This window comes from Sphingomonas sp. GC_Shp_3 (assembly GCF_026540945.1).
In the GTDB taxonomy this organism is placed as follows: domain Bacteria; phylum Pseudomonadota; class Alphaproteobacteria; order Sphingomonadales; family Sphingomonadaceae; genus Sphingomonas.
This window is the reverse complement of record NZ_JALNUT010000003.1, coordinates 287,129-308,845: the sequence shown is the minus strand read 5'-3', so window position 1 is coordinate 308,845 and position 21,717 is coordinate 287,129. Positions and strand designations below refer to the sequence as shown.

The window sequence follows — 21,717 nt, the reverse complement described above, 5'->3', positions numbered from 1 at the left end:
TCCGCGTATCATCAGGAGAGCGCGTTTTCCCGCCAGCCGCCGCCTACCGCCCGGATCAGCCGAACGCTCGCCTGGAGCCGGCGGGTCTCGAGATCCAGCGCGGCGCGGCGTGCACGCAGCGCCGTCGTCTGGGCGGTAAAGACCTCCAAATACGTGACGGCACCCTTGGTGTAGCGGTGAAGCGTCAGCCGTTCGGTAATCGCCGCCTGCCGTACCGCTTCGTCCTCGGCCGCAGCCTCGTCGCCAAGGTGGCGGAGCTGCGCCAAATTGTCCTCCACTTGCTGGAACGCGGTCAGCACCGTCGCGCGATAGTCCGCGCTCGCGCTCGCCCATCGGGCGCGGGCGGCGGCGAGTTCGGCACGGCGGCGCCCGCCGTCGAACAGGTAGAGAACCGCGCTCGGTCCGATCGACCAGATCTCGTTGGGGGCGGAGATCAGGCCGGGCAGACCGGTGTTCTGAAAGCCACCGCTCGCACCGAGCCGGATCGCCGGGAAGAACGCCGCCTTGGCCACGCCGATCCCGGCGTTGGCGGCGGCGACGCGGCGTTCGGCGGCGGCGATATCGGGGCGGCGCTCGATCAGCGTGGAGGGCAGGCCGATCGGTACCGCAGGCACTGCGACGTCAGGAGCGCTCGGCGCGATTGAGAAGTTCGACGCGGGCGTCCCGGTCAGGCTGGCGATGGCGTGTTCGGTGACGGCACGGGCGGCGGCGACATCAGCGAGTTGCGCGCGGGCCTCCGCGAGTTGCGCGCCAGACCTGCTCGTCTCGATACCGCTGGCGATGCCGGCCTGAAAACGCCGCGCGATCAGGTGATCGGCCCTGGCGAAGGCAGCGACCGTCTGGGTGAGCAGCTCGGCCTGCCGGTCATATCCGCGAAGCGCCATATAGTCGCTCGCAAGGTCGGCCTGCAGGCTCAGTCGGACCGCCCCGAGATCGTCGCCGCTCGCCTGCACCGAAGCGTTCCCCGCCGCCACGCTGTTGCGAACCCGGCCCCACAGGTCGATCTCGTAGCCGAAGCTCGCCTCGACCGTGTCCGCGCTGTAAACGTCCGGCTGGTTGGCGCCGCGTAGCGGGCGGTTATCGGACTGCCGATTGCGGGTGAGGCTGGTGTCCACGCCAAGCGTCGGCAACAGCCCAGCCCTAGTTTGGCCAAGTGCGGCGCGCGCACCGTCGTAGCGGGCGAGTGCACCGGCAAGGGTCGGATTGTCGCTGGCGATCTTGGCCTCTAGGTGGTCGAGCGTCGCATCGTCGAACACCGTCCACCAGTCACCGGGCAAAGCCGCTGTCGTGGCGGCGGGCTGCCACGGGCCGGCTTCCTTGTAGGCCGCGACCGGTGTGGTGACCGGCGGGTGATAGGGCGGCGCGAACGAACAGCCGGCGGTGCCCGCCGCCAGCACCAGCGCAAACAGCGTGCGCTTAGCCATGCGTACCACCTTCGACGCGTACTAATTGCCCCTCCGCAATCGAGTCCGGCGGGTTGTCGACGATCTTTTGTGTGGCAGGCAGGCCGGACGTCACCTCCACCGTCTGGCCGAGATCGCGACCGATCGTGATCGGGCACAGGTGAATGTGATGATGCGCGCCGACGGTCGCAATCTGGGTACCTTGCGCGCGGAACAGCAGGGTGCTCGACGGGATCTGCACCGTCCCAGACTGCCCGCGTACATCAAAGCTGACCTGCGCGTAGCCCCCCGGCCGCAAGGCGCCGTCCCGATTGTCGGCGATCAGTTGGACCTGAAACGTCCCGCTCTGCGTGTTGATCGCACCCGAACTGCCGACCACGTGCGCGGCGAAGGTGCGGCCCGGATAGTCCGGTACGGTGAGTGTTGCGCTCAGGCCCGGCGTGATCGCAGCCGAGTAGCTTTGCGGCACGTTGACGTAGATGCGGATGCGTCCGGTATCCGCGACGGCGAACATCGGTGTCTGCACGCTTGCGCCCGGGCCGACGAGATCGCCGATATCGGCGGATCGCACCGTCACGGTGCCGGCGAACGGCGCGCGCACGGTGGAAAACGCCTTCTGCGCGAGCAGCCGGCCAAGATCGGCGCGCGCCGCCATCACGGCCGCGTCGCGTACCGCAAGATCCCCGTTCTTCTCGTCCACCTCCTGCTTGGACACGGAATTGTCGGTCAGCAGGTCGTTCCAGCGCGCCGCCGTCGAGCGCGCCAGACCGGCGTGCGCCTGCGCGCTGACCAGTGCCGCCCGCGCGGAGACGATCTGCTGATCGAGTTCGGGCGTATCGATCTTGCCGAGCGGCGTGCCCGCGCCGACCTGCGCGCCGATGTCCTTGTACCACGCGCTGACATAGCCGCCGACGCGGGCGTAGAGCTTGGCGGCATTCCAGGCCTGCATGGTGCCGGGCAGGGTGAGCGCGTCGCTTGCCGAGGATGCCTTTACCGGCACGAGATGCACTGTCGGCACAGCACGCGCGTCCGACCAGCTTTGCGCGGTGTCGGTATCGTGCGCCCGCACCATGGTACCGGCCGCGATCACGCCGGCGGCGACCAGAGCGGCGACGATGCCGGCGGTCTTTAGGCCGTGCGGTGCCTTGGCGGGCGCTGCGGCGGGGGTGGCTTCATCCGGCATGAGCGAGGGTTTCCGTGGTGGAAGTTGCTGGGGCAGGGGCAGGGTCAGGGGCGGTGCCGCGTGCGCGGCGGTGCGCGATCGAAAAGACCACGGGTACGAAGACGAGCGTGGCAAGCGTCGCGCAGATCAGCCCGCCGATCACGGCGCGGCCCAGCGGCGCGTTCTGCTCGCCGCCTTCGCCCAGGCCGAGCGCCATCGGCGCCATGCCGATGATCATCGCGAGCGCCGTCATCAGCACCGGGCGGAAGCGGGTTGCGCCGGCTTCGGCGGCGGCGCGAAAGGCGTCGCCCGTGTCGGCAAGGCGTTCACGCGCGAAGCTGACCACCAGCACCGAGTTCGCGGTGGCGACGCCCATGCACATGATCGCGCCCGTCAAGGCCGGCACCGAAAGCGGCGTATGCGTGGCGAACAGCATCCACACGATCCCGGCGAGCGCCGCCGGTAATGCCGACACGATGACGGCCGGGTCGATCCAGCTCTGGAAATTGACGACGAGCAGCAGATAGATCAGCACGATCGCGCCGATCAGGCCGAAGATCAGGCCGGAGAACGCGGTGTTCATCGTCTCGACCTGGCCGCGCAGCTTCACGCTCGCTCCTTTGGGCAATGCCGCCTTGTTGGCGTCCAGCACCCGCTGGATATCGCCCGCCACCGCGCCGAGATCGCGGCCCTGCGTGGTCGCGTAGACATCGTAGGATGGCTGTACGGCATAATGTGTCACCACCGCCGGCGATGGCTCACGGTGCAGCGTGCCGAGCCCGCCAAGGATCTGGTAGCTGCCGCCAGCCCCGGTGATCGGCAGGTTCTCGAGCGCGGACAGGGAATCTGTACGGTATTGCGGCGTCTGCACCACGATCGGGTAGGACACGCCGTTCTTCGGGTTCAGCCAGAATGCCGGCGCGACCTGGAAGCTGCCGGCGAGGTTCACCGCCATGCTGCGCGTCACGTCGTTTTCGGTGATGCCGACCCGGTTCGCCCGCGCGCGGTTCACGTCAAAGTCGAGTTCTGGGTAGGCTTCGGTCTGCTGCACCCGTACATCGGCGATGCCGGGTATGTGGCGCAGTTTCGCCGCCAGTGCATGCGCATAGGCCTTGCTGCCCTTTGTATCGCGGCCGGTCACCATCACGTCGATCGGCGCGGGGGCGCCGAAGTTGAGGATCTGGCTGATGATGTCGGCAGGCAGGAACGAGAAGACGGAGCCGGGGAAACTGTCGGGCAGCGCCTTGCGCAGCGCCCGCACGTAGCCGGCGGTCGGCGCGTGTCCCTCGTTCAGCGTAACGAGGATGTCGCCGTCCTGCGGTCCGACGCCGCCGGTGTTTGAATAGGCGCGGTTGATGCCTGACACCGGCATGCCGATGTTGTCGACGATGGAGCCAAGATCCGCAGGCGGGATGACGCTGCGGATGCGATCCTCGACATGGTCGAACATCGCTGCGGTTTCTTCGATACGCGTGCCGATCGGTGCGCGGACGTGCAGGTTGATCTGGCCGGCGTCGATGGTCGGGAAGAAGTTGCGGCCCAGCATCGGGATCAGCGCGAACGAGAGCAGCACGACCAGCAGGAAGGCGGGCACGAACACCCGCCGCCGCGCCAGCGCGAAGTCAAGGATGGCGACGTAATAGCCGCGCACCCGCTCGAAGCGATGCTCGAACCCGCTCTGGAACCTGCGCAGCACGTTGCGGCTGTTCGGGCGGCCGGCCCTGGCGTCATGGCTGACCATCACCTCGGCGGTGTGTTCGCCGGCGTGTTCGCGCAGCAGGTAATTGCCCATCGTCGGGACGAGCGTGCGTGACAGCACGAACGAAGCGATCATCGCGAACACGACCGCCATCGCCATCGGCGCGAACAGGAAACCGGCGACGCCGGGCAGGAAGAACATCGGCAGGAAGGCGATACAGATGCACATCAGCGACACGAACGCCGGCCCGACGATCTGCCGCGCGCCGTCGAGGATCGCGGCGCGTACCGGCTTGCCCTGTTCGAGATGCCAGTTGATGTTCTCGATCGTGACGGTCGCATCGTCGACCAGAATGCCCACCGCGAGCGCGAGGCCGCCCAATGTCATGATGTTGAGCGTCTGTCCCGCCGCCGCGAGCCCTGCCACGGCGGCGAGGATGGCGAGCGGGATCGAGGCGGCGATGATGACCGTCGAGCGCCAGGAGCCGAGGAACAGCAGGATCATCAACGAGGTGAGCGCGGCGGCGATCACGCCTTCCTTGATGACGCCCGATACGGCGGCTTTCACGAACAGCGACTGGTCCGACAGCGGCTGCACCTTCAGCGACGGCGGCAGCGTTTCGCGGATCTTGGGCAGCAGCGCCTTGGCCTGGTCGACGATCGCGACGGTCGAGGTCGCACCCGATTTCAGGATCGTCATCAGCACCGCGCGTCCACCGTTGACGCGGACGATGTTGCGCTGCGGCGGCGATCCGTCGCGGACATGCGCCACGTCGCGCATCGTCACGGTCGCGCCGTCAACCGTCTTGATCGGCAGATCGTTGAGTTGGTCGATCACCTCGGGCGAGTTGTTGAGGCGGACGTTGTATTCGTACTGGCCGATCTTGGCGGTGCCGGCGGGCACGATCTGGTTCTGCGCCGCCAGCGCCGCGCCGACGTCGCTCGCGGACAGATGTCGTGCCTGCAAAGCGGCTGGATCGAGGTCGATCTGGATCTGGCGTTCCTTGCCGCCATACGGAGATGGGATCGCCGCGCCCTGCACGGAGGCGAGGGCAGGGCGGATGAAGTTCTGCCCCAGGTCGAAGATCTTCTGTTCGGACAGGTCCGTCGCCGACAGCGCGAGCTGCAGGATCGGCACCGTCGAGGCGTTATAGTTCAGGATCTGCGGCGGGGTAATGCCCGGCGGCATCTGCTTCAGCACGGTCTGCGAGGCGGCGGTCACCTGCGCTGACGCGGTCCGGATGTCGACGCCCGGCTGGAAGAAGATCTTCACCACGCCGATGCCGTTCAGCGACTGGCTCTCGATATGGTCGATGTCGTTGACCGAATTGGTCAGCTGGCGCTCGTAATAATAGACGACACGGCCGGCCATGTCCTCCGGCGGCAGACCGCGATAGGTCCACACCACGGCGATCACCGGGATCTTGATGTCCGGGAAAATATCGGTCGGCGTGCGCACCCATGCGATCGAGCCGCCCAGCACGATCAGGATGGCGAGGACGACGAACGTGTACGGCCTGCTGAGCGCAAGTTTGACGAGATGCAGCACGATAAACCCGATCTTCCGCGTGGGATGACGGGGCTCCCTCTATGCGCGTTGCAGCGCCGCGCACCTTAAATGAATTTCACCTTGCGATGAGGATCCGGACGACGAGCCCCGGCGCGGCGTCGCCGAGGTCGAGCGTGAACCCGTGCAGGTGGACGATTGCGGCAACCACGCTGAGGCCAAGACCGCTGCCCGGAATCGCCGCCGCATCCACGCCGCGGTAAAACCGGCGCAGCGCCGCTTCGCGCTCGCCCGCGGGAAGCCCGGGGCCATCGTCACGAACGGCGATCTCGACCGTCTCCGCTTCTACCGCCAGCGACAGGACGACGTGGCCGCCCGAACGGGTAAACTTGATCGCATTGTCGGTCAGGTTGCTTACCGCCTCGAACAACAATTGCGGGTCGGCGTTGATCGCCACATCCGCGTCGCCTGCCAGCGTCAGGGTGACGCCGGCATCTTCGGCAAGCGGTTCGTACAGATCGCGCACATCGGCGAGCAGCGGCGCGAGCGACACGGATGCGAAGCCGGCACGGCGGCCACGTGCCTCCAGTTCCGAGATCCGCAACAGCGCTGCGAAGCGGTCCAGGACCAGATCGAGATCGCCGATCGCGGAACGGGCGAGCCCCGCCAGTTCCGGGTCGGCCACGCTGTGTTCGACGACCCGTTGCAACTTGCCGCGCACATGCGCGAGTGGTGCGCAGATCGTGCGCGACCGCGTCCGTCACGTCCTTCACCTGCGCGACGACGCGTTCAACCTCCTCGATCATCGTGTTGACGGTCCCGGCGAACAGATCGAGCTCGTCGCCGCGTCGCCCGACCGGCATCCGCAGATCAAGCCGCCCGGCAGCGATACGCCGGCTGGTCTCCTGTAGATCGCGCACGCGCCGAAGCGGGGCGAGGCTGAGCAGGAACCCGGCGCCAAGCACCAAAGCGACGATGGCAAGCCCGCTGGCGACGAGGATGATGAGAATGCGGTGGCGCAGATCGACGATCGGCCGGATATCGCGCGCGATCAAAATCCGCTCGCCGGTCGGTGCTTCGATCGCCAGCACGCGCAATGGTCCGTGTTCGCCCGCGCGCGCCGCTATGTTGGCTGGATGATCGAAACGGAAGGTGCCGGCGACGCGCAGGTTGCCCGCGATCAGCTCGCCGCCACGCGCCTGCAGACCGAAATAGGTGAGGCCGCTCGCATTATGGCGGATTTCGCTCGCGATCTGCTCGGGCAGCGACTCGGCCGCAACCTCGCGCAACCGTTCTGCTTCGTGCGAGAGGATATGATCGGTGCGGACGGTCAGCTCGCGCGCTGACAAGGCGTAGATCAGCCCGAGCAGCGCCACCATGCCGAGCGCGAACACCAGGCCGAGTAGAACGGTCAGCCGGAACGTGCTGGTCTTGCGGATCTCACGCAGATGCAACCGTTCAACCGGCATCGAGACGATATCCCTCGCCCTTGACGGTCACGATTGCGGAGGGGTGGCCGGGCCGATCGAGCTTCTTGCGCAGCCGCGCGATATGGACGTTGATGAGGTTCGCGCCGGGATCGAAGTAATAGCCCCAGACCTGTTCGAAGATGATCCGCCGGCTGAGCGTATCCCCGGCGTGGCGCGCGAGCATCTCGAGCAGGCGAAACTCCATGTGCAGCAGCTTCACCGGTTCGCCCGCAACCGTGACCGTACGACGGATCAGGTCAATGGCGATCGCCCCGACGCTCAGCACCGCAGCCTCCGGCGGTTCCTGTCGACGGCGCAGCAGCACCTCGACGCGCATCGCCATCTCCTCGGGTGCGAACGGCTTGACGAGATAATCGTCACCGCCCGCACGCAGGCCGTCAATCCGCGCGTCAACGTCGCTCAGCGCGCTGATCATCAGCACGGGCAGCCTGATCCGCCGCTCGCGCAGCGCCGCCACCACCGCCAGCCCGTCAAGGCCCGGTAACATGCGGTCAAGCGTAGCGATGTCGAACGGCTCGCGCGTGGCCCGTTCCAGCGCGACATGGCCGTCCGCCACGTGCACGACGTCATGGCCATGCGCGACAAGCCCGGTCGTTATCTGGAGTGCGGTGTCGGGATCGTCCTCGATGACCAGGATTCGCGCCATGACGGGTCCCTTGATGTTCGGCCGGGCTCTACCCGATGTTCGCCCGCATCGCGAGCGGCGCCAAGACCGGCGAGCTCAGCCTCCGAAACCGAGCGCTGCCACACCCGTCCACACCGCCATCGCAATCATCAGCACGTTCTCGGTCAACGACAGGAAGCCGAGCGGCACGTTGCTGGATCCGCCCACGCACGCACATTTCAACGCGCGCTTGTCGATATAGACCGCCTTGACGACGGAGATGGCTCCGATACCGCCGATCAGCAATGCCACCGGCGCCGACAACCACGCCAGCACGCCCGCGATCATCAGCACCCCCGCCAACGCCTCCGCGAATGGATAGATATAGGCGTAGCGCACCCATCGTCTCGCCAGCAGATCGTAGTTGAGGAACATCGTGGCGAAGCTTTCAATGTTCTGGAGCTTGAGCAGCGCCAGCACCACCATGCTGAAGCTGATGAACCACGCGGCGGCACGCGGCGTGAACGCCGTTGCATAGACGCCATAGCTGACGGCGAGCGCCATCAGCGCGGTCACGGCGAACAGCGCGGCAACCGGCGTGTATGTCGTCGCCTTCGGGTCCGCGACGGTCTTGCCGAAGTGGCGACGAAGGTCGTCGTAACCGCCGATCCGAGCCCCTGCGATAAATACCTGCGGCGTCGTCTTCACGCCGTTCTCCAGCTTAAACGCATCGGTTGCCTCGCGTGAGGTCAACCACCTGTCATCGACGGTGTAACCCTGGCGCCGCAGCAGGTCCTTCGCCTTCAACCCATATGGGCAGACGTGCTTGTCCATCACCATTCGGTACAAGGTGGCGGTACGAGGTTCGGCGATTACAGGCATGGGCGGCTTTCGACGTATATGGATGACCTGTAACCAACATAGGGTCTGTACCATGGTACAGAGTCAAGACGTGTGACGATCAGCCGGAATCGACTGCGCTGCCCGCCAAAGCACTGACGATGCCGTTTCCAAGCAAAAGCGGACGTGCCATCAAGGCTGACAAACGCGAACGATCGGGAGAGTGCGCATGAGGTCCAACGTCTTACGCGTGGCGGCACTGGCAGGCCTGTTGATTACGGGAACAGCGGCAGCGCAGAGCGATCCCGTCGTGCGCACCACCAATGGTGCCGTACGTGGGGTGAGCGAGGGCGGTGTGGTTTCGTTCAAGGGAATACCCTTCGCCGCCCCGCCGGTCGGTCCGTTGCGTTGGCGCGCGCCGCAGCCGGTGCAGCCCTGGGGCGCGGTGCGGGATGCGACGGCGTACGCCGCAGACTGCATGCAACTGCCGTTTCCAAGCGACGCGGCGCCGCTCGGTACCGCACCGGCGGAGGATTGCTTGTACGCCAATGTCTGGCGACCAGCGGGCGCGGCGAAAAACCTGCCGGTGATGGTGTGGATCTACGGCGGCGGCTTCGTCAACGGCGGATCTTCGCCGCCCACGTACAGCGGTGCGGCGCTGGCCCGTGACGGCATTATGGTGATGAGCTTCAACTACCGGCTGGGCCGGTTCGGCAGCTTCGCGCATCCAGGCCTCAAGCCGGCAGATGCCGATTACGGACTGCTGGACCAACTCGCCGCCTTGCGGTGGGTGAAGAGCAACATCGCGCGCTTCGGTGGCGATCCTGCCAATGTTACGATCGTCGGGGAGAGTGCGGGCGGCATGTCCGTCCACGCGCTGCTGACGTCGCCGGCAGCGACCGGACTGTTCAGCCGCGCGGTGGTGCAGTCGGGTGGCACGGGATCGTCGAACGGCCTGTCGTTGGCGACTGCCGAGGCGGCGGGCATTGCCTTCGCCGCGAGCAAGGGCATCGCCGCCGACGATCCGCAGGCCGCCGCGAAGCTACGCGCGCTGCCCGCTGAACAGGTGGTCGACGGCCTCAACCTCGCCGCGATGAACCGGGGCGGCTATAGCGGCCCTGTGCCCGACGGCCGCACCTTCGTGGATAGCCTCACGGCTTACCGCGCGGGGCGCTTCGCGCACGTGCCGGTGATGATCGGCGCGACCAGTGACGACATCGGTGGCGCGGACGGCGCGATGATCACCGGCGCGCGCGATCTTGCCGGGTTGCTCGCAGGGCAAAAGGTGCCGGTCTATTATTATCGCTTCGATTATGTCGCGACTTCGGCACGGACGCCTCGCACCAAGGGCGCGAGCCATGCCACCGACATCCCGTTCTTCTTCGACACCGCCGATATCAAATATGGGTCCGCGACCAGCGAAGCCGACCGTACGGCGGCGCACGTCATGTCCGGGTACCTGGTCAACTTCGTGAAGACCGGCGATCCCAACGGCGGTGGGGCCCCGACGTGGCGGAGATATGATGCGGCCGATCCGGTGATGCTGACGCTCACGCGCAGCGGCAGCGCCAGCATCGCCGCGGAATAGTGGCGGTCCTTTGAAATGAAGCCGAATCGATGTCGGCAGTCTGAAGCTTGCCGAGATGCGCGGCGCTGCCGACACTGCTCAGCTCAAGACGCGAGAGATTTCGATGTAATCAGATTGACGTTTCGCCACATTAATCATCCTTCAACCCGTTTCGGGCACGATCCGACCAGATCCGGGTTGCCAAGCTACATTCCTAAAGCTTGGTCTGGACGACCCAATCCTTGAGAGGTGCGTAATGCGTTTGATTTCATCCAAAGCGTCCGTGGCGGCAGCCATCCTGATCGGTTCGGTCGCCCTCGGCGGCTGCGCTACCAAGGGGTATGTGAACGATCAGATCGCAACCGTGAATTCCCGTATCGACGGCATCGATGGACGGCTCCGCACGACGGAAGGTACGGCAGGTCAGGCGCTCAGCCAGGCACAGGCCGCAGCCGGTCAGGCGCAGCAGAACGGGCAGCGGATCGATCAGCTCAGTGGTCGCGTCGACGGAATGGACCAGCAGGTCCAGCAGCTTCAGCAGCGTGCCCAGCGCCGGCCACGCGGCTGATTGACAGCACGTCGCTATTGCATTGGCGGGGCAGCTTTGCTGAACACTATCGTCGTGTCGATGAAGTTGCTCCGTATTGACTGCCACGCCGCCGTTATTGCGGCGGCGTGGCTTGTGCTCGCGCCGTCGCCCGCCATCCCGGCGACGGTGGCGGTGCCGGCTACCCATGCCAAAGCCAAGCCGAAGGCCGCGCCGCCGGCAGCGCGCCGGGCCGCGACCAAACGCAAGGCCGTAGCCAAACCCACCGCGTCCGTCGCTGTGCCGGAGGTGGTGCCGTCCGAAGCCGCCGCGCGCGTGCTGGCTTGGGTGGCGGCGGAACACGACAACGGTTCGTTGCCGTATATCGTCATCGACAAGCAGGCCGCCACCATGTTCCTGTACCGTGCGGACGGGGAGCTTGTCGGCACGGCGCCGGTGCTGCTCGGCATTGGCGTAGGCGACGATTCCTCGCCCGGTGTCGGCGCCAAGAGCCTTGCGGAGATCGGTCCCGCCGAACGGACTACGCCGGCCGGCCGGTTCGTCGCCAGGTTCGGCAAGGCATTCGGTGGCACGCGCGTGCTGTGGGTCGATTATGCCGACTCCGTCGCGCTGCATGCGGTGATTACCACCCACAAAAAGGAACGCCGCGTCGAGCGGCTGCTTTCGCCGACGCCCGACGACAACCGCATCAGCTTCGGCTGCATCAACGTCGGCACCAGCTTCTATACCAAGCAGGTGCGCCCGCTGTTTCAGAAGAAAGGCGGGATGGTCTACATCCTGCCCGATACCAAACCGCTCGACGACGTGTTCCCGCGCCTGCGGCTGCTGCCCTATATCGCCACCGACCCGCGGCCCGCCGCCACTGGTGCATAGTCCTGCGATCGCTTAACGCTGGACGCGACCGGTCAGCGCAGCGCGCCGCCCCTAGACGATCCTCTCGGGGGAAATGATGTGACCTTGGATACTCGCGCATTCTGGCGCCGCGCCCGCGCAACGCAGATGAGCGTGATCGTCGATGCGGACGATTATTTCCGCAACGCACGAGCGGCGATGCTCAAGGCGCAGCGTCGTATCATGCTGATCGGCTGGGACTTCGATGCGCGTATCGAACTGACCGATCAGGCGCGCGAAGACGGCGAGCCACGTCGTGTCGGTGATTTCATCTACTGGCTGATCGAGCGCAATCCGCAGTTGGAAGTGTATCTGCTGCGCTGGGACGTCGGCGCGCTGAAGACGCTGATGCGGGGCTCGAACATCGCTATGATCCTGCGCTGGATGCGGCATCCCCGCATCCACACCAGGCTGGACGGCTTCCACCCGCCTGCCGCATCGCATCACCAGAAGATCGTCGTTATCGACGATTGCCTGGCGTTCTGCGGCGGTATCGACATGACCAGCGAACGCTGGGACACGCGCGCGCATCGCGATGACGAGCCCGGCCGGGTGACGCCGCGCGGCAAGCCCTATAAACCATGGCACGATGCGACGACCGCGCTGCAGGGACCGATCGCGGCCACGCTCGGCGAACTCGCGCGCGATCGCTGGTCGCGCGCCGGTGGCGGCGAAATCTCCCCGATCACGTCGCAGGCCGATTGCTGGCCGGACCTGCTGACCCCCGACTTCCGCGATGTCGAGGTCGGAATCGCACGTACCCGGCCCGAAATGCCGGACTGTCCGGAAATTCGGGAGATCGAGGGGTTGTTCGTCGCGCAGATCGCGGGCGCGCGAACCAGCATCTACGCGGAGAGCCAGTATTTCGCCTCGCGCCGCATCGCCGAGGCGATCGGCGCCCGGCTGGCCGAGCCCGACTGCCCGGAAATCGTCATCATCAACCCGCGAAGCGCGCAGGGCTGGCTCGAGCCGGTGGCGATGGACACCGCCCGCGCGCGGTTGTTCGCTGCGCTCAAGCAACGCGACCGGAACGATCGCCTGCGGCTGTACCACCCCTATACGGCGGGTGGGGAGGCGATCTACGTTCATGCGAAGGTGATGATCGTGGACGGGCGGACGCTTCGGATCGGATCGGCCAACATGAACAACCGTTCGATGGGCCTCGATACCGAATGCGACGTTATGATCGACGCGGGGGACGAGGGCGCGCAGGCGATCTGCGCCATTCGCGACGGCCTGATCGCCGAACATCTCGGCGTGCCGACCGAGCGGATAACCACCGAGATCGCCGCACGCGGCTCGATCATCGCGACGATCGAGGCTCTGCGCGGCGATGGGCGATCGCTGCGTCCCTATGAGGTGCCGGATCTCAACGCAGTCGAGACGTGGCTCGCGGACAACGAGGTGCTCGATCCCGAAAGCCCGTCCGAGATGTTCGAGGCGACCAGCAAGCGCGGTCTGTTCCGGCGCCTGCGACATCCGTTCGGCTGACCTCAGCGGGCGTTGGGAGCTTACTTGTCGCTGCCGTGGCCTGTTCGGCCGCGGCCACTCAGGTGCGGCTACATTAGCAGTTTTGCGGCCGCGCCACCGGTCGCGATCCGCCGAGGCTTACGCGCTCAGCGCGACGGTTGCGTCGAGAACAGGCGCGATCGGCGGCAGCGCACGAAAGCCGGGCTTTGCGAAGATATAGCCTTGGACATAGCGGACGCCGATCGCTTCCAATGCGCGGAGCTCCGCGACCGTCTCGATGCCCTCGGCAATAACGGTGATCGCCAGCTTCTCGCACAGACGCACCACGCTTTCGACGATCATGCGGCGTGGCAGGCTGGAATCGAGCCCGCGCACCAGATCCATATCGAGTTTGATGACATCCGGCTGGAACCGTGCGAGCAGGTTCAGCCCGGCATGTCCGGCGCCGAAATCGTCGAGTGCGGTGCCGAAACCCATTCGTTGATAGGTGGCGACGATATTCGCCACGTGCGCGGGATCGACCATTTCCTCGTTTTCGGTGAACTCGAAGATCAGCCGGTCGATCGGCAGGCCGACCTGCGCTGCTGTCTTCAGCGTTAACTGGATGCAGGCGGCCGGCGAATAGACTGCGTTGGGCAGGAAGTTGATCGACAGCTTGGCGTCGGTGTTGAGGATACCCGCCGCGACCGCGCCCTCGATCGCGGCCACCCGGCAACGCTGATCGAAGGCATAGCGGTTCTCCGGCGTGACACGCGCGAGCACGCTCGCCGCGCTCTCGCCGTCAGCCCCGCGCACCAGCGCCTCGTATGCGAACGGCTTGTCGGTGCAGATGTCGACGATCGGCTGGAACGCCATGGCGATGTCGAAGTCGATCGCGGCTCCATCCCGACAGCCAGTACACGGCGTCAACTTCGTCGTCACATCACGCATCGTTCGCTCCTCGCGCCCGACCGATACCGCACGAGGTATAAACGATCACTTACCAAACTTTGGCTAAGTGACTGGGCTGGGCTTTAAAACGTGATGAAAGGGTGTTTGGGGCAGGCTTGATATCTTCTGAGAAAAGCACGCTGCGCGACCTGCACGGCACCGTGCTGCGGCAAGCCGGCTATACGCCAATGCTATGCGATAGCATGCAATCGATCTCGAATTGCTACGCACGACACGCCTAATCGGATGCCATCACGAACGGCACCGCACTCCCGCGCCGCCGTCTGGGGCAAAACGATGACCAGCAGGAACCGGGTCGGCACGCCGCCGAACATCATTGCCGATCGCTCGGCGTACGCGCGCCGGTCGCTCATGCCGAACACGCGCGTCTAAGGATCAGCCGATGCAAGATGTGCTCTGTGTCGCGGGCCTCCTCGGCCTCGTGCTGGCGACGCTCGCCTACATCCGACTTTGCGACAACGCCTGAGGAGGCTGCCATGACGCTCGACCTATGGCTCGCCGCGATCGCCGCCGCGGGCCTGCTCACCTATCTGGTGGCGGTGCTCATCCGCCCCGAACGCTTCTGAAGGGGGCGGCGCCATGACCATACAGGGCTGGATCCTGATTATCGTGTTCGTGGGCGTGCTGCTCGCGCTGACCAAGCCGGTCGGCGCGTGGCTGTTCGCGCTGTACGAGGGCCGTCGCACGCCCTTGCACGCCGTCCTGGGGCCGGTGGAGCGCGGCTTCTATCGTTTGTCGGGCGTGAACCCGGCGGAGGAGCAGGGCTGGCGGCGCTATGCCGTGCACATGCTGTTGTTCAACGCCGCGCTTATGCTGTTCAGCTACGTTGTGTTGCGTGCACAAGCGTTCCTGCCGTTCAACCCGCAGGGGCTGGCGGCACCGGTCGGGCATCTCTCGTTCAACACCGCGATCAGCTTCACCACCAACACCAACTGGCAGAGCTACGGCGGCGAATCGACCATGTCGAACCTCAGCCAGATGCTCGCGCTGACCATCCACAACTTCCTGTCGGCGGCGACCGGCATCGCGCTCGCCTTCGCGCTGTTCCGCGGGTTCGCGCGGCGCGAGAGCAAGGCAATCGGCAATTTCTGGGCGGATATCATCCGCATTACGCTATACCTGCTGCTGCCGGTCTGCCTGATCTACGCTGGCGTGCTGATCGCGAACGGCGTGCCGCAGACGCTCGCCGGTACGGTCGACATCTCCACCATCGAAGGCGCCAGGCAGACGCTCGCGATCGGCCCGGTGGCGAGCCAGGAAGCGATCAAGATGCTCGGCACCAACGGTGGCGGCTTCTTCAACGCCAACTCGGCGCACCCGTTCGAAAACCCCAACGCCTTTACCGATCTGCTGCAGATGCTGTCGATCTTCGTGATCGGCTTCGGCCTGACCTGGACGTTCGGCAAGGCGGTCGGCGATACGCGGCAGGGCTGGGCGATCCTGTCCGCCATGCTCATCATGTTCCTGATCGGCACCGCCGTCAGCTATTCGGCGGAAAGCGCGGGTAACCCCGTGCTGCATCACCTCGGCGTCGCCGGCGCCAACATGGAGGGCAAGGAGGTGCGCTTTGGCATCGCCGCGTCCTCGCTGTTCTCGGTGGTGACGACGGCGGCATCGTGCGGCGCGGTCAACGCGATGCACGACAGCTTCACCGCGCTCGGTGGCCTGGTGCCGCTGTTCAACATCCAGCTTGGCGAAGTCGTGGTCGGCGGCGTCGGTGCGGGCATCTACGGTTTCCTGCTGTTCGCCATCCTCGCCGTGTTCGTGGCGGGGCTGATGGTCGGCCGTACGCCCGAATATGTCGGCAAGAAGATCGAAGCCCGCGAAGTCAAACTGGCGGTGCTGGCGATCGCGGTGCTGCCGCTCGTCATCCTCGGCTTCACCGCGCTGTCATCGGTGCTGCAAGCAGGGCTGGCAGGGCCGCTCAACAAGGGGCCGCACGGCTTCTCGGAGATCCTCTACGCCTTCACCAGCGCGGTCGGCAACAACGGCTCCGCCTTCGCCGGCCTCACCGCCAACACGCCGTATTACGACGGTATGCTCGGCGTCGCGATGTGGATCGGGCGCTTCTTCATCATCGTGCCGATGCTGGCGATCGCCGGCAGCCTTGCCGCCAAGAAGCACACGCCAGCCGGCGCTGGATCGTTCCCAACCACCGGCGGCCTGTGGGTCGGGCTGCTGGTCGGCACGGTGCTGATCCTGGGCGGGCTCACCTTCCTGCCGAGCCTCGCGCTCGGTCCGATCGCCGATCATCTCGCGATGATCCGCGCACAACTCTTCTAAGCGGGGACGCCCAAGATGGCACGCGCACAATCAAACACGCTGTTCACGGCGGAGCTGATCCTCCCCGCGATCGGTGACTCCTTTCGAAAGCTCGATCCACGCGAGTTGATCCGCAACCCGGTGATGTTCACCACCGCCGTGGTGGCGACGCTGCTGACGGTCCTGCTGGTCGTCGGGCATGACGGCCTCTCCACCGGCTTCAAGCTGCAACTCGTCGTGTGGCTGTGGCTGACGGTGCTGTTCGGCACCTTTGCCGAAGCCTTGGCTGAGGGGCGCGGTAAGGCGCAGGCGGCGAGCCTGCGCGACACCAAGGCGGAATTGCGCGCCAAACGCCTGATCGGCGTCGAGGGTGCGTGGGAAGCGGTGCCCGCCACGCAACTCTCGGTCGGCGACGTGGTGCTGGTCGAGACGAACGACCTGATCCCGTCCGACGGGGAGGTGATCGAGGGCGTCGCCTCGGTCAACGAAGCCGCCATCACCGGCGAAAGTGCGCCGGTGATCCGCGAGGGCGGCGGCGACCGGTCTGCGGTGACGGCGGGCACGCGCGTCATCTCCGACCAGATCAAGGTGCGCGTCACCGTCGAACCCGGCCAGGGCTTCCTGGATCGCATGATCGCGCTGGTCGAGGGTGCCGAGCGCCAGAAGACTCCTAACGAGATCGCGCTGACGATTCTGCTGGTCGGTCTGACCATCATCTTCCTGATCGCGGTCGGCACGATCCCAGCGTTCGCGCTCTACGCCGGCGGGAGCATCCCGATCGCCATCCTCGCGGCGCTGCTCATCACGCTGATCCCGACCACCATCGCGGCGCTGCTGTCGGCGATCGGCATCGCCGGCATGGACCGGCTGGTGCGCTTCAACGTGCTCGCCAAGTCGGGCCGCGCGGTCGAGGCGGCGGGCGATATCGACGTGCTGCTGCTCGACAAGACCGGCACCATCACCATCGGTGACCGTCAGGCGAGCGAGTTCCGTCCGGTCGGCGGCGCATCGCCCACCGATCTCGCCGAAGCGGCGCTGCTCGCCAGCCTGGCCGACGAAACCCCGGAAGGCCGCTCGATCGTCACGCTCGCGCGCGAACAGTTCGGCATCCGCACCGCGGTGCTGCCGGACGGGGCGGAGGTGATCCCCTTCACCGCACAGACCCGTATCTCGGGCGTGCAGATCGGCGCCAACCTGATCCAGAAGGGCGCGGTCGAATCGATCCTGCGCGCCAATCCGGGCGTCGGCGAAACCGCCACCGCCACCGAATTGCGCCGCATCACCGACGAGATCGCCCGCGCCGGCGGCACCCCGCTGGCGGTGGCGGTCGATGGCAAGCTGGTCGGCGCGATCTTCCTCAAGGATGTGGTCAAGGCCGGCATCCGCGAGCGGTTCGGCGAACTGCGCGCGATGGGCATCCGCACGGTGATGATCACCGGCGACAACCCGCTCACCGCCGCCGCCATCGCCGCCGAGGCGGGGGTGGACGACTTCCTCGCGCAGGCCACGCCCGAGGACAAGCTCGCGCTGATCCGCAAGGAACAGGGGGGTGGCCGCCTCGTCGCGATGTGCGGCGACGGCACCAACGACGCGCCCGCGCTCGCGCAGGCCGACGTCGGCGTCGCGATGAACACCGGCACGCAGGCCGCGCGCGAAGCCGGCAACATGGTCGATCTCGACAGCGATCCGACCAAGCTGATCGAGGTCGTGGGTCTCGGCAAGCAGTTGCTGATGACGCGCGGCGCGCTCACCACCTTCTCGGTCGCGAACGACGTGGCGAAGTATTTCGCGATCATCCCGGCGATGTTCGTCGCGCTCTATCCCGGCTTGGGCGTGCTCAACGTGATGGGGCTCAGCACCCCGCAATCCGCGATCCTCAGCGCGATCATCTTCAACGCGCTCATCATCCCGCTGCTCGTGCCGCTCGCGCTCAAGGGCGTGACGTACAAGCCGATGGGGGCGGGGCCGCTGCTCGCGCGCAACCTCGCCGTCTATGGGCTGGGCGGCCTGATCGCCCCGTTCATCGGCATCAAGCTGATCGACCTCGCCGTCGGTGGCCTCGGCCTCGCCTGAAAGAACCCGAACCATGAACAACGATATTACGTCGGCAATCCGCCCGGCCATCGTGATGACCATCCTGTTCGCACTGCTGCTGGGGCTGGCCTATCCGCTCGCGATGGTCGGCTTCGGGCAGGCGATCTTCCCCGCGCAGGCGAACGGCAGCCTCGTCACCGATGGTGGCAAGGTGATCGGCTCGACCGTGGTCGGGCAGGCCTTCACCGCCCCGCGTTATTTCAACACCCGTCCGTCGGCGGCGGGCAAGGGCTATGACGGCCTTGCCTCCTCCGGCTCGAATTACGGCCCGACGTCGCAGGCCCTCGCCGACCGCGTGAAGACCGACGTCGCCGCCGCCAACCGTTCCGCACCAGGGATTCCAATCCCCGCCGATCTGGTGACGGCCTCCGCCTCGGGACTGGATCCCGATCTCAGCCCCGAGGCGGCTTTTTTCCAGGTTCCCCGCATCGCACGCGTGCGCGGGTTGCCGGAAGATCGTATCAGGACGCTGGTGACCCAACATATCGACCATCCCATCCTCGGCTTCCTGGGTGAACCGCACGTCAACGTGCTGTCGCTCAACCGCGCGCTCGACGGCTTGCGTTGAGCGAACCCGGCCGACCTTCCCCCGACGCCCTGCTGCGCCACGCGGCGCAGGAGGGCAGGGGTACGCTCAAGATTTTCCTCGGCGCCGCCCCCGGCGTCGGCAAGACCTACGAGATGCTCTCCGACGGCGCGGGCCGGTTGCGCGAGGGCGTCGATACGGTGATCGGCGTGGTCGAGACGCACGGCCGCGCCGAGACCGAGGCGATGACGCGCGGCTACGAAACCGTCGCCCGCCGCAGCGTCCCCTATGAGGGGCGTACCCTGCACGAGATGGATATCGACGCGATCCTGGAACGCGCGCCCCGACTCGTGCTGGTCGACGAACTCGCTCACACCAATGCGCCCGGCAGCCGCCATCCCAAACGCTATCAGGATGTCGAGGAACTGCTTGCCGCCGGGATCCATGTCTATTCCACGCTCAACATCCAGCATATCGAGAGCCTGAACGACGTCGTCGCGAGCTTCACCCGCGTGCGGGTGCGCGAGACGGTGCCGGACAGCATCCTCGAAACCGCGGAGATCGAGGTGGTGGACATCCCGCCTGACGAACTGATCGAGCGGCTGAAGGCGGGCAAGGTGTACCTGCCGCAGGAGGCGACGCGCGCGCTGTCGCACTTCTTCTCCAAATCCAATCTGTCCGCTTTGCGCGAACTGGCGCTGCGCCGCGCCGCGCAGGCGGTCGATGCGCAGATGCTCGATCACGTCCGCGCGATGGGGCTGGGCGGCACCTGGGCGGGCAGCGAGCGCGTGGTGGTGGCGATCAGCGAGATGCCCGGCGCCGACAACCTCGTCCGCGCCGCCAAGCGCCTCGCCGATGCGCTGCATGCACCGTGGACGGCGGTGTTCATCGAAACCCCGCGCACGCAAGGCTTCGGCAAGGAGCAGCACCGGCGCCTCGCGGTGGCGATCAACCTCGCCACGCAACTCGGCGGGCAGATCGCTACGGTGCCCGCCACCAGCGTCACCGAGGGGCTGAAGACCTTTCTCGACGAGGCGCGCGCCACCCACCTGATCGTCGGCAAGTCGCACCGCTCGCGCTGGTTCGAGCTGCGCCATGGATCGGTGGTGGACCGGCTGGTGCGCGAGACGCCGGCGGTGGCGGTCCACGTCCTGCCGCTCGATGCGGAGCCGTCGCCGCGCCCTGGCCGTGTGACGCGTGCGCGGGCGCTATGGGGCAAGCCGTCCGGCTATGTGTGGGCGAGCCTGATGGTCACGGCGGTGACAGGGGCGGGCATCGCGCTTTTCCACATCCTCAACCTCGGCAACGTGGCGCTGTTGTACCTGCTGCCGGTGATGGTCGCCGCCAGCCTGTTCGGCGTGCGTACCGGACTGTTCGCGGGGCTTGCCTCAAGCCTCGCCTATAATTTCTTCTTCCTGCCGCCGACCGGCACGCTGACGATCAGCAACCCGGAAAACGTCGTCTCGGTGTTCGTGCTGCTCGGCGTCGCGGTCGCCACCAGCCAGTTGACGTCGCGGGTGCGTGCGCAGGCCGATCTCGCCGCCTCCAGCGCGCGGGTGAATGCTGCGCTGGCCGGCTTCCTGCGCCAGTTGACGGTGCTGAGCGGCCGCGAGGACGTGCAGCGGGCGATCTGTATCGAGATCGCGCGGCTGTTCGGCCGCAGCGTGGTGTTCCTCGCCCCCGCCGGGGGCCACGGGTTGAGCGTCGAGGCGGCGAGCGACCCGACTTACCGGCTCGATACGATGGATCTGGCGGCGGCGGGTTGGTCGTTCGACACGCGCGCGGCGACGGGCAAGGGATCGGACACGCTCGCCGCCTCCGAATGGCTTTTCCAGCCATTGGTGGCGGGCGACCATGCGCTCGGCGTGCTCGGCCTGTCCGATGCCGGCGCGGGCGACCCGGTCCGGCCCGACCAGTTGCCGTTGCTCGCCAACCTGGTCGATCAGGCGGCGCTGGTGCTGGAACGCTTCCGGCTGGAAAGCGAGATGCGCGACGTCGACGTGATCCGCACCCGCGACAAATTGCGTGGCGCGCTCCTCTCATCGGTCAGCCACGATCTGCGTACGCCGCTCACCTCGGTGATGGCCGCCGCCGCCGCGCTCGACCACGGTGCCACGCCCGAATTGATCGCCACCATCAAGAGCGAAGCGGCGCGGCTCAACCGCTTCGTGTCGAACCTGCTCGACATGGCGCGGGTGGAGGCGGGCGCGCTCAACCTCAAGATCGAGGCGATCGATCTGTCCGATGCGGTGACCGGCGCCGCGCACGACGCGCGCGGCGCGCTACAGGGGCACGACCTGCGCTTGCAGGTTCCCCCGGACCTGCCGTTGGTGCGCGCCGACCCGCAGTTGCTGCACCATTGCCTGCTCAATCTGCTCGATAATGCAGGCCGCTATGGTGATCCCGGTACCCCAATCGTGATCGAGGGCACACACCGGTTCGGTACGATCTGCCTCGCCGTGTTGGACGAAGGGCCGGGGCTCCCGCCCGGCCGCGAGCAGGAGGTGTTCGAAACCTTCCGCCGCTTTGAGGGGTCGGACCGGGTGGTCGGCGGCACCGGTCTCGGGCTTGCCATCGTCAAGGCATTCGCCGAGGCGATGGGCATTACCGTCGAGGCCGCCAACCGCGAGGAAGGGGGCGCGCGCTTCGGGTTGACGTTCCCCTCAAACCTCGTGGTACGGGCCGCCGCACCGGAGAGTATTTGA

Annotated in this window: 17 protein-coding genes and 1 pseudogene; 10 read left to right on the top strand and 8 right to left on the bottom strand. The window is 66.5% G+C overall.

Annotation, left to right across the window (positions count from 1 at the left end; all coding sequences use genetic code 11):
• Positions 1–11: 11 nt before the first annotated feature.
• From OXR00_RS10440 to OXR00_RS19780, 5 genes and pseudogenes are all read right to left on the bottom strand, one after another.
• Positions 12–1,424, bottom strand: coding sequence for an efflux transporter outer membrane subunit (locus OXR00_RS10440; protein ID WP_267388163.1), 1,413 nt, complete (start codon positions 1,422–1,424; stop codon positions 12–14).
• On the bottom strand, positions 1,417–2,586 hold the full coding sequence (locus tag OXR00_RS10435; protein ID WP_267388162.1) for an efflux RND transporter periplasmic adaptor subunit: 1,170 nt from the start codon (positions 2,584–2,586) through the stop codon (positions 1,417–1,419). The genes OXR00_RS10440 and OXR00_RS10435 overlap by 8 nt, the downstream gene beginning before the upstream one ends.
• Positions 2,576–5,812 (bottom strand): efflux RND transporter permease subunit, encoded by a 3,237-nt coding sequence (locus tag OXR00_RS10430; RefSeq protein WP_267388161.1) that lies wholly within the window; start codon positions 5,810–5,812, stop codon positions 2,576–2,578. Before OXR00_RS10430 ends, OXR00_RS10435 begins: the two co-directional genes overlap by 11 nt.
• Positions 5,813–5,888: 76 nt before the next feature.
• Entirely contained in the window at positions 5,889–6,455 is a 567-nt protein-coding gene (locus OXR00_RS19785) for an ATP-binding protein (protein WP_267388160.1), read from the bottom strand.
• Between the two features lie 163 nt (positions 6,456–6,618).
• Positions 6,619–6,690, bottom strand: a pseudogene (locus tag OXR00_RS19780) (hypothetical protein); the annotation flags it as partial.
• A 93-nt stretch (positions 6,691–6,783) separates the two neighbouring features.
• Here OXR00_RS19780 and OXR00_RS19775 point away from each other — a divergent pair.
• Positions 6,784–7,116, top strand: a complete 333-nt coding sequence (locus tag OXR00_RS19775; protein WP_267388159.1) for a hypothetical protein — start codon at positions 6,784–6,786, stop codon at positions 7,114–7,116.
• Between the two features lie 112 nt (positions 7,117–7,228).
• Here OXR00_RS19775 and OXR00_RS10410 read toward each other — a convergent pair whose 3' ends face one another.
• Positions 7,229–7,906, bottom strand: coding sequence for a response regulator transcription factor (locus OXR00_RS10410; RefSeq protein WP_267388158.1), 678 nt, complete (start codon positions 7,904–7,906; stop codon positions 7,229–7,231).
• 75 nt (positions 7,907–7,981) lie between these two features.
• A complete protein-coding gene (locus OXR00_RS10405) occupies positions 7,982–8,746 on the bottom strand; it encodes a glutaredoxin (RefSeq protein WP_267388157.1) in 765 nt (254 codons plus the stop codon).
• 187 nt (positions 8,747–8,933) lie between these two features.
• Between OXR00_RS10405 and OXR00_RS10400 the strand changes: the two genes are divergently transcribed.
• The 4 genes from OXR00_RS10400 (at position 8,934) to OXR00_RS10385 (ending at position 13,200) form a co-directional block, all read left to right on the top strand.
• On the top strand, positions 8,934–10,292 hold the full coding sequence (locus OXR00_RS10400) for a carboxylesterase family protein (protein ID WP_267388156.1): 1,359 nt from the start codon (positions 8,934–8,936) through the stop codon (positions 10,290–10,292).
• Positions 10,293–10,527: 235 nt separating this feature from the next.
• A complete protein-coding gene (locus tag OXR00_RS10395; protein WP_242149169.1) occupies positions 10,528–10,839 on the top strand; it encodes a hypothetical protein in 312 nt (103 codons plus the stop codon).
• Positions 10,840–10,875: 36 nt separating this feature from the next.
• Entirely contained in the window at positions 10,876–11,691 is an 816-nt protein-coding gene (locus OXR00_RS10390) for a L,D-transpeptidase (protein ID WP_267388155.1), read from the top strand.
• A gap of 126 nt (positions 11,692–11,817) precedes the next feature.
• The gene (locus tag OXR00_RS10385) at positions 11,818–13,200 is read left to right on the top strand and encodes a phospholipase D-like domain-containing protein (protein WP_267388206.1); all 1,383 of its coding nucleotides are present in this window, start codon (positions 11,818–11,820) and stop codon (positions 13,198–13,200) included.
• A gap of 117 nt (positions 13,201–13,317) precedes the next feature.
• On the opposite strand, the gene OXR00_RS10380 is transcribed toward OXR00_RS10385, so the two are convergent.
• On the bottom strand, positions 13,318–14,034 hold the full coding sequence (locus tag OXR00_RS10380) for an EAL domain-containing protein (protein ID WP_267388205.1): 717 nt from the start codon (positions 14,032–14,034) through the stop codon (positions 13,318–13,320).
• A gap of 572 nt (positions 14,035–14,606) precedes the next feature.
• Between OXR00_RS10380 and kdpF the strand changes: the two genes are divergently transcribed.
• Genes kdpF through OXR00_RS10355 form a run of 5 tightly spaced genes read left to right on the top strand, consistent with a single transcriptional unit; the run spans position 14,607 to position 21,717 of the window.
• Positions 14,607–14,696: a K(+)-transporting ATPase subunit F gene (kdpF, locus tag OXR00_RS10375; RefSeq protein ID WP_267388154.1), complete on the top strand. Its 90-nt coding sequence runs from the start codon at positions 14,607–14,609 to the stop codon at positions 14,694–14,696.
• Between the two features lie 13 nt (positions 14,697–14,709).
• Positions 14,710–16,413 carry a potassium-transporting ATPase subunit KdpA gene (gene kdpA / locus OXR00_RS10370; RefSeq protein WP_267388153.1) on the top strand — a complete coding sequence of 568 codons (1,704 nt, stop codon included), beginning with the start codon at positions 14,710–14,712 and terminating at the stop codon, positions 16,411–16,413.
• A gap of 15 nt (positions 16,414–16,428) precedes the next feature.
• Positions 16,429–18,465: a potassium-transporting ATPase subunit KdpB gene (gene kdpB, locus OXR00_RS10365; RefSeq protein ID WP_267388152.1), complete on the top strand. Its 2,037-nt coding sequence runs from the start codon at positions 16,429–16,431 to the stop codon at positions 18,463–18,465.
• 13 nt (positions 18,466–18,478) lie between these two features.
• The gene (kdpC, locus tag OXR00_RS10360; RefSeq protein WP_267388151.1) at positions 18,479–19,054 is read left to right on the top strand and encodes a potassium-transporting ATPase subunit KdpC; all 576 of its coding nucleotides are present in this window, start codon (positions 18,479–18,481) and stop codon (positions 19,052–19,054) included.
• Positions 19,051–21,717 (top strand): sensor histidine kinase KdpD, encoded by a 2,667-nt coding sequence (locus OXR00_RS10355; RefSeq protein WP_267388150.1) that lies wholly within the window; start codon positions 19,051–19,053, stop codon positions 21,715–21,717. The genes kdpC and OXR00_RS10355 overlap by 4 nt, the downstream gene beginning before the upstream one ends.